The sequence below is a fragment of the Kitasatospora sp. NPDC056651 genome (genome assembly GCF_042792155.1).
Classification (GTDB): domain Bacteria; phylum Actinomycetota; class Actinomycetes; order Streptomycetales; family Streptomycetaceae; genus Kitasatospora.
Genome location: NZ_JBHTWX010000013.1, coordinates 1 through 16389, shown reverse-complemented (window position 1 = coordinate 16389; position 16389 = coordinate 1). Strand labels below are relative to the sequence as shown.

Sequence of the window (16389 nt, the reverse complement as noted above, 5' to 3'; positions counted from 1 at the left end):
CGCCGGCGCCCTGTCCGCCCGTGTTCCGTCATGCCACGCGCAGGCCGAGCTCCACCGCCGTGAGGACGGTGTTCGCCTGGTGGGCCGCCTGGTGCGCCACCGGGATCCAGACGGGCCGGAAGCGCCGCTCGTACACGTCGGTCCACTCCCGCAGCAGGTCGCCGAGCCGCTCGGCGGCCGGGGCGGTGCGCCCGTCGGCGGATCCGAGGGCGCGGTGCAGCAGGGCGGCGGTGCGTACCGGCAGGCGGTGGGACCAGAGCTCGATGCCGTCGAGGCGGGCCGGGGTCATGAGGCCGGACCGCAGGAGGCGTTCTCCACCCGCCCGGGGGTCCCACTGGTCGGCGAGTTCGCGTACGGCGGTCAGCGGGGTACGGGCGGCGCGCAGCAGGGGCGAGTCGGCGAGGTGGGGGCCCGAGGCGTCGAGGAGTTCGGTGATCCGGTGGCCGTGGTGGCGCAGCCGGTCGGCGCAGGCGCTCAGGTGGGCGCGGGCGTCGGGGACCGGGGCCGGGCCGGAACGGGCGGCCCAGAGGGGGACCTCGACGATGAGGGTGTCGCCGCCGTGGCGCCGGGGGGTGAACCAGGGGGTGGCCCGTATGCCCGCCCCTGCGGAGTCCGGCTCCTCGTCGGCGCTGCCGGGGGCGGTGAGCATGCCGGTGGTGCTCTCCTGCCGGTCGATGTCGCCGGGGTCCATGACGAAGACGCCCGGCCCGGGCTCGCGCAGCCAGAACGTGTCGAAGGAGCCGGAGTCGACGGGGATGCCGAGGGCGGCGGCGGACTCGGCGAAGGGTTCGGCGAGGCCGGGCAGGTCGCGGGTGGCCTGGACGAAGGCGCCGCCGACGTCGGTGGAGTGGAGGGAGAACTGGAGGCGGGGGCGCAGTTCCTCGATCAGGTCGAGGAGGGCGCGGCTCTCGGGCAGGTCGACGCCGACCGCCGGGGCCCATTCGGGCTGCTCCTCGGCGGCGGGGCGGAAGAACGCCGCGAAGTACTCGGGCAGGGTGCGGGCGTGTCGGCTGCCCTCGGCGCGGTGCGCGCCGTCGGGGTCGAGGCAGAGCAGGAAGTCCCAGGTGATCGCGGAGTGCGGGGCAGGCTGGGCGAGGACGCGGTGGGCCAGTTCGAGGACGCTCGCGCGGGCGGAGAACTCGTCGGCGTGGGCTCCGGCGACGACCAGTACGTGGTCGTCGCCGCGGCCGACGGTCAGCAGCGGCAGGGGGCGCCCGGCGCGGGAGGTGCCGAGCGTGCGCACGGCGCAGCGGTCCGGGTGTCGTGCCGCCAAGTGGTGGGCGGTGTCGGCGAGTTCATCCAGGGAGGGGTAGCGGCCGTCGAGTACGGCTCGGCCGGCGGCGGTCGAAGCGTCGGTGAACACGGTGGCCTCCCAGGGGTGTACGTCCGTCCTGGTGTACCGCCTACCTCGTGGGCCCGGCCGTCAACCGCACCTCCCGCCCGCCTCGCCGGCCCCGGCGCCCCCTGCGGGCTACCGGGCGGTGAGGCGGTGGCTGAGGAAGTCCACGTAGGGGGAGCCGTAGGCGTCCGCGAGGTCGTCGAGGTCGATCATCGGCGGGATGTCGATCACGGGCTGGCGCTCGACGAGGAAGGCCACCGTCTCGTGGATGATCCTGGTCTCGTCGGCCTCGGCGATCTGCGGCAGGTCGAGGATGCCGTCGGTGACCCGGATCCGGGTCTCGGCCTCGGCGGCTCCCTCGCGGACCCGGACCAGGTGCTCGTGGTCGCCCAGGGGCTCGACCTGGATCTCGATTCCCATGGCAGTCTCCGCCTTCCGTTCCACGTGTACCGGGCCGTCGGGCCGCGGCTGTGTGGATGCTAACGCCCGGTGGGCGCGAAGAGGGCATCGGCTGCTCGTGTGCCCGACCGGCGCGTCGGGGGCGGGTGCGGTGCGGGCACGGCGGCCCGGTGCGGCGGGCCGCAGCGGTGCCGGGTCTCTTGCTGAAACGGCATGAGGCCTTGCCGGAGCCGGGGGTGCCGGACGAGGGTGCCGTCATGACTGAGATCGCGAACGACTCCAGGACCGTGCTGCCGGCCGACACCGCCACGGCGCCCGCCCGTCGCCGGACCGGAGGTCCGTGGGGTGCCTTCACCTCGGCGGCGGAGGCCGCCGTCTGTGAGCGGGTGGCGGGCGACCGCCGCCACGGCCTCGACCGGCCGGCGCCCTCCGGCGGAGCCGGGCCGGCCTGACCGGTACACCCGTGCCGCACGGGCTCCCCGGCGGTCGGCCGTGCGGCAGGCAACAGCCCTGCCGGTCAAGGCTGTTGAGCTCAGGCCAGGCCGTGCTGCCAGGCGTGGGCGGCGACTTCGACGCGGTTGCGGGCGCCGAGCTTGCGCTGGATGCTGCCGAGGTGGGTCTTCACGGTGGAGAGGGTGACGTGGAGGGCGGCGGCGACCTCGTCGTTGGTCAGGCCCCGGGCGACCATGGCGACCACGTCCGACTCACGCGGGGTGAGCGGCTCGTACGGCGGGGGAGTGTCGGGCCCCGGCCGGGCCGGCCGGTCGGCCATGTGCCGCAGCAGCCTGACGGTGACGGACGGGGAGATGAGCGAGTCGCCGACGGCGGCCGCGCGCACGGCCTCGATGAGCAGGGCGGGCGAACAGTCCTTGAGGACGAAGCCGCAGGCCCCGTTCCGCAGCGCGGTGTGGACGTACTCGTCGAGGTCGAAGGTGGTGGCGATGACCACCTTGAGCGGTTGTGCGGCGGCGGGGCCGGCGAGGAGCCGGGTGACCTCCAGCCCGTCCATGCCGGGCATCCGGATGTCGAGCAGACAGACGTCAGGGCGCAGCCGACGGGCCTCGGTGACGGCCGCGGTGCCGTTCGCGGCCTCGGCGACGACCTCGATGTCCGGCTGGGAGTCGAGGATCATCCGGTACGCGGCGCGTACGGTGAGCTGGTCGTCGGCGAGGAGGACGCGGATCGGCATGGTGCCCATCGTGCCAGCCGTCAGGACGGGCGTGCGACGGCGTCACGGCCGAGCGGGATCTCGGCGGTGATCTGCCAGCCGCCCACGGGCCCGGGGCCCGCCGTCAGGTTTCCGGCCAGGGCGTCGACGCGCTCGCGCAGTCCGGTGAGGCCGAATCCTTCCGGGCCGCGGCGGGGTGACAGGTCGTCCGGGGGTGTGGCGTCGTCGGTGACGCAGACGGTGAGGACACCGCGGTCCGCGGACAGCCGGACGTCGACGGCGACGGTGTCGGCGTGGCCCGTGTGCTTGCGGACGTTGGTCAGCGCCTCCCGGACGAGGTGGTGCACGGTGGCGGCGATGTGGTCGGCCGGGGGCGCCGCGAGCAACCGGGGATCGACGGTGAGGCCGACGGCGGGGCCGGTCGCGCGCAGGGAGTCGGCGAGAGCCGTGAGGTCGCGCAGTCCGCTGGGGGCGTTCAGCGGGGTCGTGTGGTGCGGCCGGCGCAGCAGGGCGACCATGGCCCGCATGGAGTCGGTGGCCTGGGCGGCGGCGTCCTCGATGTTCGCCAGTGCCTCGTCCAGCGCCCGCGCCGTCGGCGGGTGTCCGGCGGCGGTGGTGAAGCGCACGGCCTTGACCTGCGCGGTGATGGCCGTGACATGGTGCCCGACGAAGTCGTGCAGCTCGCGGGCGTATTCGAGGCGCTGGGCGTTCAGACGGGCCTGCTTCTCGCGCTCGCGGGTGCCGTCGAGCAGCCGCAGGTAGAGGCCGAGGACGACCATCACGGGTGCGGCGAGCAGCAAGGGGGGTCCGACGTACCGGGCCACGTGGGCCTGATCCGAGCCGGGCAGGCGCAGCAGCACCAGCGGCGCGGCGAGCCAGGCGGCGCCGGCGAGCGGGATCATCCGGCCGATCGGCTGGTGGCGGACCGCACGGCTGACGAGCAGCAGGAACACGGCCGTCTCGGTGATGCCGGGGAAGTGCTCCGGCCGGTGGTGCAGCTGGGAGGTGAGCAGGGACAGGCCGGTGGAGGCGGTGACCGCGGCCCACCCGGCGGACGTCAGGTACCGGGGCGGCGCCAGGAGGGCCGCGACGCACAGCAGGCCGACGGCGATCGTGGCGGCGGTCGTGGGCGGGAAGCCGGTGTCCAGGGCCTCGACGGTCACCGCGGCCAGGGCCAGGGTGCTGCCGGCGACGGCCGCGCCGCGGTGCGCGGGGGCCCAGGAGGCGAGCGCGGCGCGCGCCGGAAGGGTGATCATGGCGGTTCACTGTACGTTCGCCCGGGCGTCCTCCCCTCCACCGTTCGGCCGAGGCCCCGGCGCGGGAAGCCGGTCGTCCGGTGGATCCGCGCGGCCGGTGCGCGCCGGAAGGATCGGCGGCCAGGGCCGCCACCGCGCGCCGAACCTCCGCCGAATCAGGACGTCGACTCCCATGTTCCGCACGCCGATGCTCCGCACCCCCGTGTTCCGCAGCCCCCTGATCCGCACCGCCTGGCGCAACGTACGCGCCCACAGGTCCCGGATGGCGCTGACCGCGCTGGCCGTCGCCGTCGGCGTCGCCTTCGTCACCGGGATCCTCCTGTTCACCGCCACCGTCTCCGACGCGCTCGTCGGCTCCTCCCGGCAGGCGTTCGCCCACACCGACCTGGTGGTCCGCCCCGACGGCAGGACCTCCCGGACGGCGACCGCCGACCGGCCGCCGTCCGCCGACCGGCCGCCGTCCGCCGACCGGCCGCCGTCCCTGACCACGGCCGAACTGCTGAGGGTGCGGGGCCTTCCGGAGACGGGCCGCGTCCTCGCCGTCGTCTCCGGCTTCACGGCCCTGGGCTGTCCGGACGGCCGTCCGGCCGGCCGCGGCGGCCCCACCCGGGGCGGCAACTACGCGGCGGGCGGCACGGTGGCGGACGGCGGAGCGGCGAACGACGCCGGGGACCCCCGGTTCACCTTCACCGACGGCCGCCCGCCCGCCGGGAACGGCGAGATCGCCGTCGACGGGGCCGGCGCCGCGCGGTGCGGCTACCACGTGGGGGACAGCGCGCGGATCTCGGTGGACGGGCCCGGCCTCACCGCGCGGATCAGCGGCGTCTTCACCACCCGCGCCGAGCCCGCCGCCACGACCGGCGGCAGCCTGGTGCTCTTCGACACCGCGACCGCCCAGGGACACCTCACCGGCCCCGGCGGCTTCAACGAGTTCCATGTGAAGGCCGCCCCCGGCGTCCCGGTCGAGCGGCTGCGACAGGCGGCGGAGCGGGCGCTCCCGGGCACGGTCGCCTTCACGGCGGCGTCCCTCGCCCGCGACCAGGAGCTGGCCGCCCGGACCCAGGTCGCCTCGCTGCGCTCCACGCTGCTCTCCTTCGCCGCCGTCGCGCTGTTCGTCTCCTGCTTCCTGATCACGAACACCTTCGGCATGCTCGTCGCCCAACGGACCCGGGAGACCGGCCTGTTGAGGGCCGTCGGCGCCTCGCGCCGGCAGGTCGCCCGCCTGGTGCTGGCCGAGGCGTCGCTGCTCGGGATCCTCGCCTCCCTGGCGGGGACCACGGCTGGCATCGGCGTCGCCGAGCTCCTGCGCCCCGTCGCCGGTGACCTCGGGAAGAGCGGCCCGCTGCCCACGGGCGGGCCGCTGAGCCTGCCCGCGTACGCGCTCCTCCTCCCGCTGCTCGCCGGGGTGTCGACCACGCTGGTTGCCGCCTGGCTGCCCGCCCGCCGAGCCGCCCGGATCGCACCGCTGGCCGCGCTGCGCACCGCCGACGCGCCGGTGCGGGAGGGCGGCGGACGGCTCCGGGCGGCCGTCGGTCTGCTGCTGTCCGGCGGCGGCGCGGCCTGCCTGTGGGCAGCGACGAACGCCGAGCGCATCGCGGACGGTGCACCGGTGACGGCGCTCGGCGCCGTCCTGGTCGCCTCCGGTCTCCTCACCCTGCTGCCGATGCTGGTCGGTCCGGCCCTCGCCCTCGCCCACCCGCTCCTCGCCCGGGCCGGCGTCAGCGCCCGGCTCGCCGCCCGCAACAGCGCCCGCACCCCGCGCCGCACCGCGGCCGCGGCCGCCGCCCTGGTCGTCGGCACCAGCCTGGTCACCGCCCTCACCATGGTCGCGGCCGGCGGCCTCGCCGCCGCCGACGCCCAGAGCGCCGACGTCCTCAAGGCCGACTACGTCGTCTCGATGCAGGACCTCGGCCCGCTGTCCGCCGAGGTCGAACAGCGCCTGGCCGCCGGCCCCGAGGTCGCCGCCACCGCCGCGATCCGCGAGACCCGGCTGACGATCGACCAGTCCCCGCAGTCCGCCCTGGCCCTGCCCGCCGAGGCCGTGCGCGAGAAGCTGCGGCTGCGCCTGACCAGCGGATCGGCCGACGCCTTCGGGGACTTGAGGGTCCTGGTGACCACCGACGAGGCCCGGGCCCACGGCTGGACCACCGGAAGCCCGATCGACGCCCGGCTCCCGGACGGTCGGAGCGTCCGGCTGACGGTGACGGGCGTGTACGAGTCCAACGCCCTGCTGACCGGCATCCTCGTCGACACCGCCGCCCTGCCCGCCACGACCGACTCCGCCGACAAGCTCCTGCTCACCACCCGCGACCGCCCCGGCCCCGCACTGCGGCTCGCCCTCACCCGCGCCCTCGGCGACAGCCCGGCCCTGCGCGTCGACAGCGGCGAGGACCTGGCCCGGGCCGCGGCGCAGGGCACCACCCGGATGCTGAACGTGCTCTACGCCCTGCTAGCGCTGTCCGTCGCGGTCGCCCTGCTGGGGATCGTCAACACCCTGGCCCTGTCCGTCGTCGAGCGCCGGCGCGAGATCGGCATGCTGCGGGCGATCGGCCTGACCCGGGCGGGCGTGCGCGCCATGGTGCGGGACGAAGCCCTCCTCATCGCCGTCCTCGGCAGCCTGCTCGGCACGGCCCTGGGCCTCTTCCTCGGCTGGGCCGGCGGCGAACTGATCGCCCGCCACCTGCCCGGCTACCACCACAGCGTCCCCGTGCCGCGACTCGCGGCCCTGCCGGCCCTGGCCGTGCTCGCCGCCCTGCCGGCCGCCCTCTGGCCGGCCCGCCGCGCGGCCCGCACCCGGGTCCTGTCGGCCATCGGGATCGACTAGGGTCCCGCCCGGCGGAGCATGTGCGTCTCGTTCCGCGGCAATCCGCTCGGGCCCTCGTCGTCCTTCTTCGCCGCGTCTCGGAGAGCGATCACCGGTGCGTTCGTCATGGCCATGAACCCGGGAACGGACCGTGGTCCATCGCGTCGGCCGGTGGATGTCACCGTTCCCCAGGCAGGTCGGCCCGGGAGCGTACCCCGCGTACATGGGGTCCCAGTAGGAACGGAACGGGAAACCGGTGTTGCTGTCAAACCTTTTGACAGCTGATCGCCTCGCAGTCGTTCCCCCAGATCACGCCTCGGTCTGATGGGCCGCGTGATCACGATGGTGCCGCCGATGGAGATCCGCCGGGTGCGGGTTACGTGCAGCAGCTCGGCAGGGGCGCGTGCAGCGCGGGGCGCGGGACTTCAGCGGCGGGATTGGGCAGTTGGGTCAGCTGAGTCCGCGCACCAGGGGAGGTACACCGGCCTCGGGACTGGTGAGGTCGCATGTTGATGTGTCGCGTATTCGTTGCCATGTCGCGGATGAGATCACCGTGAGTGAGGCGGGGCAACGCTGAATCAGCTGGTGCGGTTGGCGGGCGATCTCGCTTCGCGGGCGTCGATGAGTTCGTCCAGGTGTGCCTCTGCCCAGGCACGTGCCGCGTCCAGCAGGTCAAGGAGACTCCGGCCGAGCGAGGTCAGTTCGTACTCGACGTGCCGGGCAGGTCCCGCATGGACCGTTCGGACGATGAAGCCGTCACGCTCCAGCGCCCGGAGTGACTGTGTGAGCACCTTGGGCGTGATGCTCCGCAGTGGGACCCGTAGTTCAGAGAACCGTCGGGGGCCGCCCGCAAGGCACTGGATGATCATTCCTGCCCATTTGTCCCCCACACGGATCGGCACCAGGTCAGAGGGGCAGAGCGGGTCAAACATGTCCGGGTCCAGGGGCTTGGTCACAGAGGCATCGTAGTGCGGTATCCAGGAGGTAACCATGAGTGCGGCTACCTTGCTCAGGCACGTCGAAAGGCAGAGCTTCTTGAGAGGCGAGGCGGGTAGTCCATGAGCAAGATCATTGTTTTCGGGGCAGGCGGGCGCGCCGGGCGGGCAGTTGTCGGCGAGGCCCTCCACCGGGGGCACCACGTCACTGCTGTCGTCCGGAACCCAGCCAAGTACCAGGACCTTGAAGGCGCGGGAGTCCGCATCCTGACCGGTGATGTCACCAACACCGACGCTGTTGCCGATCTCGCGGCCGGGCATGACGCCGCGATCATGGCCGCCTACGATGCTGGCGCCCAGCCGGATGTCTTCTTCACAGCCGCTGCCCACGCTCTCGTCGATGGGCTGGCGCGAGCGGGTGTGGGACGGTTGGTTGCCGTCGGCCTGGCGGCAACACTTGAGACCGGCGACGGGATGCCTTTGATGGACACCCCGGGCTTTCCGCAGGAATACCGGCCCTTCTGCCTCGCTCATGCGGCCGGGACAGCTGTGCTGCGTGCCTCGGTGACCGCTCTGGACTGGCTGATCGTCAGCCCAGCCGGTGACTTTGATAACGCCGGGGCGGGCTCCGGCCAGTACTCCATGGCCGGCGTCAATATGGCCAGCCGCATCTCCCACAGTGACTTCGCGCTCGCCCTGCTCGACGAGATCGACGCCCCTCGTCACCACCGCATGCACGTCGGCGTCGAAGGGGCATGACAGAAGCGGACAGGCGGCTCCAGAGGTCGCCGAGCGAGTAGGGCTGAGTCACTTTGAGTGGTCACTGGGGGCGTATCGGCTCCAGGTTCCGCCGGCTTCCACGACGAGGATGGCCTGATCTACACCACACGGATGCGGACCGGCGTCGACCCCATTCCCGTCGAGCAGTACCGCCAGACCGGCCACGCCTGGGCCTGCGAGCAGTAGGAACACGACGACGAGTCCGCGCCGCCCCCCAGCCCTCCGCCTTCGCCGCGGCCATCCCGCCGTCCAGGGCGGCATCCGTTACCTCGCCCAGCGCCTGCCGCAGCTGGACGACCAGCCGCAGCCGGATCGCCGGAGCCAGATCTTCGAGGCCGGCGCAGAACCGCGCCACGTCCGCCTTCAGGAAACCGATCGTCGGGTCATCGCTCACCCACGCACCTTGGCGGACCAGATCACCGGCCGTCAAAAAGTTTGACAGCAACACCGGTTTCCCGTTCCGTTGCTACCGGGACCCCTACATCCCCGGGGCGACACGCGGAGCCGACGCCACTGCATACGATCTCCGTATGGAAGAGCTTCTCCAGCGTCTCTCGACATCGAAACGCGTGACCTGGCTGACGTCACAGGCCGTGGTGCTGGCCGCCGCCTGCTTCTACGCGCTGATGCTCCCCTTGACGATGGGGGACCCGGACCCTGAGTACAGCCTGTTCCGGTTCCCCGAGCTCGAGCCCGTCCAGATGCTGGGTCTGTACGTCGTGCTCGCCCTTCCGGTCCTGCTGGCGCGCCGCCTGCCGGCGACCGTCTTCGCGGTGATCCTGGGCGAATCGGTCCTCGGCGACGCCTTCGGCGCCCGGCCCGCCGTCATGTTCGTCCTGCTCGTCGCCTTGGGCGGGTACCTCGCCGTCCGGCGGCCGAAGGCCGCCGCCGTCGCCTCCGTCGCGGGCGTGGCGGCCGCGTTCGTCAACGACATCCACGACCGCGAGCAGTCCGTCGGCGACGCGGTCCAGTGGGCCGGGGGGATCGCGTTGGGGTTCGCGGTCGCGTGGGTCTTCGGAGGGGTGTACCGCAAACGCCGTGAATACCTCGGAGCCCTGCACGAGCAGAAGGCGGCCCGCGCCGTCGTCACCGAGCGGCTGCGGATCGCCCGCGAACTGCACGACAGCGTCGCGCACAGCATCGGGATCATCACGGTGCTGTCGGGAGCGGCGGCGCGGGTCGTGGACACCAAGCCCGAGCAGACGCGGCAGGCGCTGACCGGCATCGAGACCACCAGCCGCCAGACGCTGCTCGAACTGCAGCGCATGCTCGGGGCGCTCCGCCGCGCCGAGCCGGACGACGCCATGCCGGGGGCCGCTCCGCTGGCGCCGGCCGGCAGCCTGGCCGACATCCCGCGGCTCGCCGAACGCACGGCCGACGCCGGGGTGCGGGTCCACGTGGCCTGGCGGGGCGAGCGGCGTCCGCTGCCGCCGGAGATCGAGCTGTCGGCGTTCCGGATCGTCCAGGAGTCGGTGACGAACGTGGTGCGGCATTCCGGTGCGCGGACGTGCCGGGTCGCGGTGGGTTACGAGCCGACGGGAGTGACGATCGAGGTGGTGGACGACGGGGACGACGGTCCCGGTGGGCCCGGCCGTCCGAGGCCCCCGGCGGCGGCCGGCGGGAGCGGCTTCGGCCTGCTCGGCATGCGCGAGCGGGTGTCGCTGCTGTCCGGCCAGTTCAGCGCGGGCCGGCGTCCGGAGGGCGGATTCCGGGTGGCTGCGAGGCTCCCGGCATGAGCGTGCGGATACTGCTGGTCGATGACCAGCCGCTGATGCTGGTCGGGCTCGGGATCCTGATCGGCAGCACCGCCGACCTGGAGGTGGTCGGCGAGGCCGGCGACGGCCGCGAGGCGGTGCGCCTGGTACGTGAGCTGCGGCCGGACGTCGTGGTGATGGACATCCGGATGCCGGGCATGGACGGGATCGAGGCGACCCGGCAGGCGACCGCCGAGCCGGACCCGCCCAAGGTGCTGGTGCTGACGACCTTCGACGACGACGAGTACGTCTACGGCGCTCTGCGCGCCGGCGCCAGCGGATTCCTGCTCAAGAGCATGGCCCTGGACGCGATCCTGGACGCGATCCGCGTGGTGGCGGCCGGCGACGCGTTGATCGCGCCGAGCGTCACCCGACGGCTGATCGCCGACTTCGCCGGAACCTCCGCCACCCCCGCGGCCCCCGCACCGGACGCCGAGCCCGCCGCGGACCCGAGTCCCGTCGCGGGCATCACCGACCGGGAGCGCGAGGTGCTGGCACTGGTCGGACAGGGACTGTCGAACGGTGAGATCGCCGAGCGGCTGGTGATCAGCGCGGCGACGGCGAAGACCCATGTCGCGCGTCTGTTCGCCAAGCTCGAGGCCCGGGACCGCGTCCACCTGGCGATCATCGCCTTCGAGGCCGGACTCGTGCCGCGTAGACGGTAGGGCAGGACGAGAAGAACGATCGCCGACCACGAGTCCGCCGCGTTCGGAGCCGCGCCGGCTCACCCACCCGCACCCGGGCCGCGGCCATCGACACCGTCGTCTCGGCCTACGACGGACACGACGCCGAGCCCTACCGCTGGAAGACCACGTCCGGATTGTTCGGCGAGGGGCCGTCCAGCAGCGGACTGTGGATCCCCTTCAGCGTCTGGTCGAAGAACGCCGTCACGTACTCACGGGTGATCGCCACCCCGCGTTCCGGAGAGAAGGGCGGCGTCGGGAATCCGGCCTGCTCCAGGAGCAGGTCCAGGTCGGAGAAGATGAAGTGGTCGGCGCCGGTGACCGTCAGCCACTTCTTGTAGCCGCCGAGGGCGGCCCAGGCCCGGTCCCACACGATGCCGTCGCCACTGCCGGGCGTGTGGCTGTCGGCGATACCCAGCATGAGGAACGGCCGGTCGATCTGGCCGGGCGTCGGGACCGGGTGGAAGGTGCCGTCCATGTTCACTCCGGCCCGTACTCGCGGGTCGGCGATCATCGTGTCGGCGGCCGCCGCTCCGCCGAGGGAGTGTCCGGCCGTGCCGATCTCGTGCTTGTCGATGAGGTGTGCCAGGGGCCACGTGGTATTGCCGTGCGTCAACTGGTCGATCACGAAGGACTCGTCCCGCGCGCGGTTGACGGCTTCGGCGTCGAAGTCGAGCGTCGGGTCGTCGCAGATCGCGCACGGCGGCGTCTGGCCGTTCGCCAGCGTCTCGCCGCTGTCCTCGTAGGTGTGGCCGACGAGCGCGACGACGTAGCCGTGACTGGCCAGGTCGGTCGCGAGCGAGGTGAGCGTCATGCGCGGGTTCTCGGACGAGGGCGAGAGGACCACCAGCGGATGCTTGCCGCGCTGCGGCCGCGCGCCGCCGAAGGCGTGAGTGGTGACGGCGGAAAGGCTCTCCGGGGTGACGCCGGAGCTCGCCGGCACGTTCCGGCGCTGGAGGATTCCGGCTGCCTCGCCGAGGGTCATGTAAGGGGCCGGGGTTCCGGTCCCGGGGACGGCCGGGTAGACCATCGTGACGGTCAGTTGGCGGGGGCCGGATGACGGCACCCACGGGTCGGGACGGCTCTCGTCGGTGAGGTGGATGACGTCCTCGCCGGCGGCGTAGGGGCCGGTCGGCGCTGGGAGCGCGCCGTGGAAGGACTGCGTGGGCGCCGTGGCCGTGGCCGGTGCGGTGCCGAACGCGTGCGTGGCCACCGGTGTGGCCGACGGTGTGGTCGTGGCGGCGAACCCGGCGCCGGTTCCGGTGACGAGGGCGGCGAGCGTCAGCACCGCGACGGCGCTTGTGCGGCGATTGCGTTTCATGGGATCGACGCTAGGGTCCGCGGCTCCGTATCGAATCGGCCCGTGGATGCAAACGTTCCGGTGGTGTTCGTAGCCCCCGCGACGTACTGGAGTAATCCGCCGGGAGTATGCCGTGCGGCGCGGGGTTCCCTTCGCCGGCATCGTCGAGCGCCACGTCACCGTGGCGGCGATCCGATCGTGGCCCGCGCTCCTGACCATGTGTCAGCGCGTGGGATCGGCCAGGAGCAGCGCGTTGAGGGTGGGGTGGTCGAATCCGCCCTCCAGGGTGGTCGTCGTGCCGTTCTCCAGCAGTTCGCGGGCTGCCCGGTGGACCAGGCCGTACGCGGCCTCGGCGATGGAGGATCCCGCGCTGATGCGGGCGGCTCCCGCCTCCGCGAGCTCGGACACCGACAGCGTGCCGGGGCCGGCCAGGACGTTCACCGGCAGCGGCTGGGAGCCCACGAGTGTCCTGACCGTCTCGGCGTCCGGTGTGCCGAGGACGAAGACGCCGTCCGCGCCGGCTTCCGCGTAGGCGCGGGCGCGGGTGAGGGTTTCGTCCAGCCAGGTCGTGCGGTCGCCGGGCGGAAGGCGGTGGGTGTCGATGCGGGCGTTGATGAACAGAGGGACACCGGTCTCGTCCGCGGCCTCGCGGGCGGCTGCGATCCGTTCGGCCTGCTCGGCGACGGGACGCAAGGTGTCCTCCAGGTTGATGCCCACGGCTCCGGCCGCGAGGACGCCCCGGACGGTCTCGGCCACGCCGTCGGGGTCGGTCGCGTAGCCGCGTTCGATGTCGGCGGTGACCGGTACGTCGACAGCGGCCGTGATCCGGGCGATCACACCGAGCGCCTGGTCGCGGGTCAGGTGATCGCCGTCGCCGCGGCCGAGTGACCAGGCGACCCCGGCGCTGGTGGTCGCGATCGCGGCAGCACCCGCGTCCGCCACCACACGGGCGGAAGTCCCGTCCCAGACATTGGGCAGGACCAGCGGCGTGCCCGGTACATGCAGGGAACGGAACCTCTGCGCGACATCGAGAAGTGTTGTCATGGGCAACATTGCACCACGAGAGCCAGAGGAGCGATCACGGCCCCGTCGGTGCCGTGATCCGCCGGCCACCGCCGATCCCCTCCCGCGACCGAGGTGTGCGGTGCCGGCGCTCGCACGGGTGGGAGGCCGTCCGTCGTCGTGAGCGTACGGTGCCGATCGTGGGCGGGAACTGACGGTCCGTCGAATGAATCAGGGCGTCGCTGGTAGAAAGGAAGCCGGGAGGGAAGCAGTCGACACGGGGGTGGAACGGGGGAGTGACGGAATCCGAACACGGCCACGGGCCCACGAACATCCGCAACGTCGTCACCGACAGCACGGTCCACTACCTGGTGCAGATCGGCGTGCTCAACGGCGAGCTGCACCTCACCGTGCCGCCCCGAGCCGAGGAGCCCCGGACCCCGCTCGGCCTCGCCGAGGAGCGGCTCGCCCGCAGCCTGCTGTACCAGTGGCGGGCCGAGGCCGACGCCTGGGACATGGCCGAGCCCGAACCGCTGGCCGTCCGCTGGGTGCACAGCCGCACCGCGCTCGGGCCGGGGGCGGACCTCGGCGGGCGCGGCGACCGGGTCGGCACGATGGCGGGGGCCCTGCTGGGGCTCGACCGCCGCCGCCTGCTGATCCTCGGCGGGGCCGGCGCGGGCAAGACGACCCTCGCCGTGCTGCTCACCCTGGAGCTGCTCGCCCGCCGGCTCACCCGCGGCGAGGACGTCCCGGTGCCCGTCCTGCTCTCGCTGGAGTCCTGGGAGGCCGAGCGGGTCAACTTCCACGACTGGCTGATCGGCCGGATCACCGAGGAACACCCCGGTCTGCCGCGGGTGGACGGGCTCCACCCCGCCCGCCGGCTGGTGAGCGAGCGCCGCCTGCTGCCCGTCCTGGACAGCCTCGACGAACTGCCCGAGCACCGACGGATCGCCGTGCTCGGCGCCCTCGGACGCCAACTGGGCCAGGAGGGCGGGGTGGTGCTGATCTGCCGGACCGAGCCCTACCGCGAGCTGGTGGCGACCCAGCGGGACGTGCTGCGGGTGGACTCGGCGATCGAGGCGCTGCCGCTCGACCCCGCCGACGTCGCGTCCTACCTGCACCGCGCCCGGCAGCCCTCGCGCGCCGCGCAGTGGGCGCCGCTGCTGGCCGAGCTCCGCTCGGCGCCCGGCAGCCCGGTGAGCCGGGCGCTGTCGACACCGCTGATGGTGTGGCTGCTGCGGCGCGGCTACGAGCGGGCGCCGGCCGACCCGGGCGAGCTGCTGGACCGCGTGCGCTTCGCGACCGCCTGGCAGGTGGAACAGCACCTCCTCGACCGGATCGTGCCCGCGTCGTTCCCGCCACTGCCGCCGGCGCCCGACCGCCTGCACCCGCCCCGGCGCTGGGAACCGGACCGGGCGCGGGTCTGGCTCTCCTTCCTCGCCCGGCTGATGAACCGCCAGGAGACGGCCGAACTCGCCTGGTGGCGGCTGTTCGGCGCGCCGCTGCCGCGGGCGCTGGCGGCGCCCGCGCTGATCGTGGTGGGCATCGCCCTGTCGGTGCTGTTCGACCTGCTGCTGCGGTCCGTCGCGGGCTCCCGCCACCCCTTCGGCCTCGGCACCGGCGTGGGCCTCGGCGTGGCCCTCGCGGGTTCGGTCCGGACGGTCCAGCGGGCCTGGTTCGGGGACGAGACCTCGACGCCCCGGCGGCGGGCCGATCCGCTGCGCTTCGCGAGGGCCCTGCGATCGGCCGGCCGCACCGGGAGACTGGGCCGGGCCTGGCGGCTCACGGTGGTGATCGGCGGGCCGCCGGTGATCCTCGCCCTGGGCCTGTTCCAGTTCCTGGCACCGGCGACGGCGGGCATCGCGCTGGCGGGGGCCGTGCTGCTGGCCGCCTACCTGATGATCGTGCTGGCGGCCCCCTCGGACACCGTGGACGCCGCGACCCCCGACGTGCTGCTGCGCTCGGAGCGGACCTCGGTCCTGGTGACGACGGTCGTCCTCGCGCCGCTGCTCGGCGCGGGGGTCGGGCTGATGGACTGGTCGCGGGCCCGGAGCTACCGGTACGCCGAGGCGGACTGGACCTACGCGCTGGCGGCCTGGTGCGGGGCCGGCGCGACGTTCCTGCTGCTCAGCCCGTGGAGCCGGTGGCTGCTGGCGCGGTGCTCGCTGGCGCTGGCGGGCCGGCTGCCCTGGCCGCTGATGACCTTCCTGCGGGACGCCCACCGGGCCGGCCTGCTCCAGCGGACCGCCGGGACGTACCGCTTCCGCAACCTGCGGCTCCAGCAGCACCTGGCCGCCAAGTCCGGCGCGGGAGCTTCCGCCGGCCCCGGGGGCGCGGGGATCCCCGCACCGCGGGCGCCGGCCGCGACCGATCCGCTCGCTCCGCCGCCCCTGCCCCCGGCCTCGACCTGGCGCGGTCTCACCGTGCGGCGCGAGCCCGGCTCGTACCTGCTCAGCGGCCGGGTCCGCACGGTCATGCTGGCGCACTGGGGCCCGATCGGCGCCCTGCTGGGCCTCCACCTGGTGCGGACCACGGTGACCGGCACCTGGGACCGGCCGGTGTCCTGGAGCCCGATGGCCGCGCTGCCCGCCCTCGGCGTGCTGGTGATGCTGATCAGCCTCCTGCCCCGGCGGCGGATCGAACTCCACGTCACCGACACCTTCATCGCCGCCCGGCAAGGCCGGTACCGGTGCCGCTACGAGTGGCGCGACGTGGACGAGGTGGCCGTCCGCCGGGTGCACGTCCGCGGCCGGGACGTCCGCACCCACGGCATCCACGTCCGGTTGCGGCCGGGCGCGCCCCTTCCCCCGGCGCGGTACCGGGGGAAGGACGGGTGGTACCTGGTGCGGTCCATGGGCATCGGCCGGGCGTTGCCCTCGGACCTCGCCCAGGCGCTGGCCGAGCTCGCCGGCGGCCGCTGGCGTCCGTAGCGCGGGCCGGGGGGGGGGGGGCCCGGCCCCGCGAAGGCCC

General features: G+C 73.8%; 13 protein-coding genes. 6 read left to right on the top strand and 7 right to left on the bottom strand.

Annotated elements, in window-relative coordinates; genetic code table 11:
* Nucleotides 1-28: 28 nt before the first annotated feature.
* Complete coding sequence (locus ACFRAR_RS08010; protein ID WP_380696014.1) at nt 29-1363, bottom strand: M14 family zinc carboxypeptidase; 1335 nt, start codon at nt 1361-1363, stop codon at nt 29-31.
* 108 nt (nt 1364-1471) lie between these two features.
* Nucleotides 1472-1759 (bottom strand): hypothetical protein, encoded by a 288-nt coding sequence (locus ACFRAR_RS08005; protein WP_380696012.1) that lies wholly within the window; start codon nt 1757-1759, stop codon nt 1472-1474.
* A gap of 236 nt (nt 1760-1995) precedes the next feature.
* Here ACFRAR_RS08005 and ACFRAR_RS08000 point away from each other — a divergent pair, with 236 nt between their 5' ends.
* A complete protein-coding gene (locus tag ACFRAR_RS08000; protein WP_380696010.1) occupies nt 1996-2190 on the top strand; it encodes a hypothetical protein in 195 nt (64 codons plus the stop codon).
* A gap of 80 nt (nt 2191-2270) precedes the next feature.
* On the opposite strand, the gene ACFRAR_RS07995 is transcribed toward ACFRAR_RS08000, so the two are convergent.
* Together ACFRAR_RS07995 and ACFRAR_RS07990 are read right to left on the bottom strand one after the other, a co-directional pair.
* Nucleotides 2271-2936, bottom strand: a complete 666-nt coding sequence (locus ACFRAR_RS07995) for a response regulator (protein ID WP_380696008.1) — start codon at nt 2934-2936, stop codon at nt 2271-2273.
* An 11-nt stretch (nt 2937-2947) separates the two neighbouring features.
* Entirely contained in the window at nt 2948-4162 is a 1215-nt protein-coding gene (locus ACFRAR_RS07990) for a sensor histidine kinase (protein ID WP_380696006.1), read from the bottom strand.
* 172 nt (nt 4163-4334) lie between these two features.
* On the opposite strand from ACFRAR_RS07990, the gene ACFRAR_RS07985 reads away from it, so the two are divergent.
* Nucleotides 4335-6986, top strand: a complete 2652-nt coding sequence (locus ACFRAR_RS07985; protein WP_380696004.1) for an ABC transporter permease — start codon at nt 4335-4337, stop codon at nt 6984-6986.
* A gap of 557 nt (nt 6987-7543) precedes the next feature.
* Here ACFRAR_RS07985 and ACFRAR_RS07980 read toward each other — a convergent pair.
* Nucleotides 7544-7921: a winged helix-turn-helix transcriptional regulator gene (locus ACFRAR_RS07980; RefSeq protein WP_380696002.1), complete on the bottom strand. Its 378-nt coding sequence runs from the start codon at nt 7919-7921 to the stop codon at nt 7544-7546.
* A 102-nt stretch (nt 7922-8023) separates the two neighbouring features.
* Here ACFRAR_RS07980 and ACFRAR_RS07975 point away from each other — a divergent pair, with 102 nt between their 5' ends.
* The 3 genes from ACFRAR_RS07975 (at nt 8024) to ACFRAR_RS07965 (ending at nt 11099) form a co-directional block, all read left to right on the top strand.
* Nucleotides 8024-8659, top strand: coding sequence for an NAD(P)H-binding protein (locus ACFRAR_RS07975; protein WP_366335994.1), 636 nt, complete (start codon nt 8024-8026; stop codon nt 8657-8659).
* 590 nt (nt 8660-9249) lie between these two features.
* On the top strand, nt 9250-10416 hold the full coding sequence (locus tag ACFRAR_RS07970) for a sensor histidine kinase (RefSeq protein ID WP_380696000.1): 1167 nt from the start codon (nt 9250-9252) through the stop codon (nt 10414-10416).
* Nucleotides 10413-11099, top strand: coding sequence for a response regulator (locus ACFRAR_RS07965; protein WP_380695998.1), 687 nt, complete (start codon nt 10413-10415; stop codon nt 11097-11099). Before ACFRAR_RS07970 ends, ACFRAR_RS07965 begins: the two co-directional genes overlap by 4 nt.
* A gap of 130 nt (nt 11100-11229) precedes the next feature.
* Here ACFRAR_RS07965 and ACFRAR_RS07960 read toward each other — a convergent pair whose 3' ends face one another.
* On the bottom strand, nt 11230-12438 hold the full coding sequence (locus tag ACFRAR_RS07960; protein WP_380695996.1) for an alpha/beta hydrolase family protein: 1209 nt from the start codon (nt 12436-12438) through the stop codon (nt 11230-11232).
* 201 nt (nt 12439-12639) lie between these two features.
* Nucleotides 12640-13470: an isocitrate lyase/phosphoenolpyruvate mutase family protein gene (locus tag ACFRAR_RS07955; protein WP_380695994.1), complete on the bottom strand. Its 831-nt coding sequence runs from the start codon at nt 13468-13470 to the stop codon at nt 12640-12642.
* Nucleotides 13471-13715: 245 nt separating this feature from the next.
* Here ACFRAR_RS07955 and ACFRAR_RS07950 point away from each other — a divergent pair, with 245 nt between their 5' ends.
* A complete protein-coding gene (locus ACFRAR_RS07950; RefSeq protein ID WP_380695992.1) occupies nt 13716-16349 on the top strand; it encodes an NACHT domain-containing protein in 2634 nt (877 codons plus the stop codon).
* The last annotated feature ends 40 nt before the right edge of the window (nt 16350-16389 follow it).

What these genes read in the sequence shown, in the direction of transcription:
- ACFRAR_RS08005 (WP_380696012.1), bottom strand. Translation starts at nt 1,759, where the DNA reads ATGGGAATCGAGATCCAGGTCGAGCCCCTGGGCGACCACGAGCACCTG.
- ACFRAR_RS08000 (WP_380696010.1), top strand. Translation starts at nt 1,996, where the DNA reads ATGACTGAGATCGCGAACGACTCCAGGACCGTGCTGCCGGCCGACACC.
- ACFRAR_RS07995 (WP_380696008.1), bottom strand. Translation starts at nt 2,936, where the DNA reads ATGGGCACCATGCCGATCCGCGTCCTCCTCGCCGACGACCAGCTCACC.
- ACFRAR_RS07990 (WP_380696006.1), bottom strand. Translation starts at nt 4,162, where the DNA reads ATGATCACCCTTCCGGCGCGCGCCGCGCTCGCCTCCTGGGCCCCCGCG.
- ACFRAR_RS07985 (WP_380696004.1), top strand. Translation starts at nt 4,335, where the DNA reads ATGTTCCGCACGCCGATGCTCCGCACCCCCGTGTTCCGCAGCCCCCTG.
- ACFRAR_RS07975 (WP_366335994.1), top strand. Translation starts at nt 8,024, where the DNA reads ATGAGCAAGATCATTGTTTTCGGGGCAGGCGGGCGCGCCGGGCGGGCA.
- ACFRAR_RS07965 (WP_380695998.1), top strand. Translation starts at nt 10,413, where the DNA reads ATGAGCGTGCGGATACTGCTGGTCGATGACCAGCCGCTGATGCTGGTC.
- ACFRAR_RS07960 (WP_380695996.1), bottom strand. Translation starts at nt 12,438, where the DNA reads ATGAAACGCAATCGCCGCACAAGCGCCGTCGCGGTGCTGACGCTCGCC.
- ACFRAR_RS07955 (WP_380695994.1), bottom strand. Translation starts at nt 13,470, where the DNA reads ATGTTGCCCATGACAACACTTCTCGATGTCGCGCAGAGGTTCCGTTCC.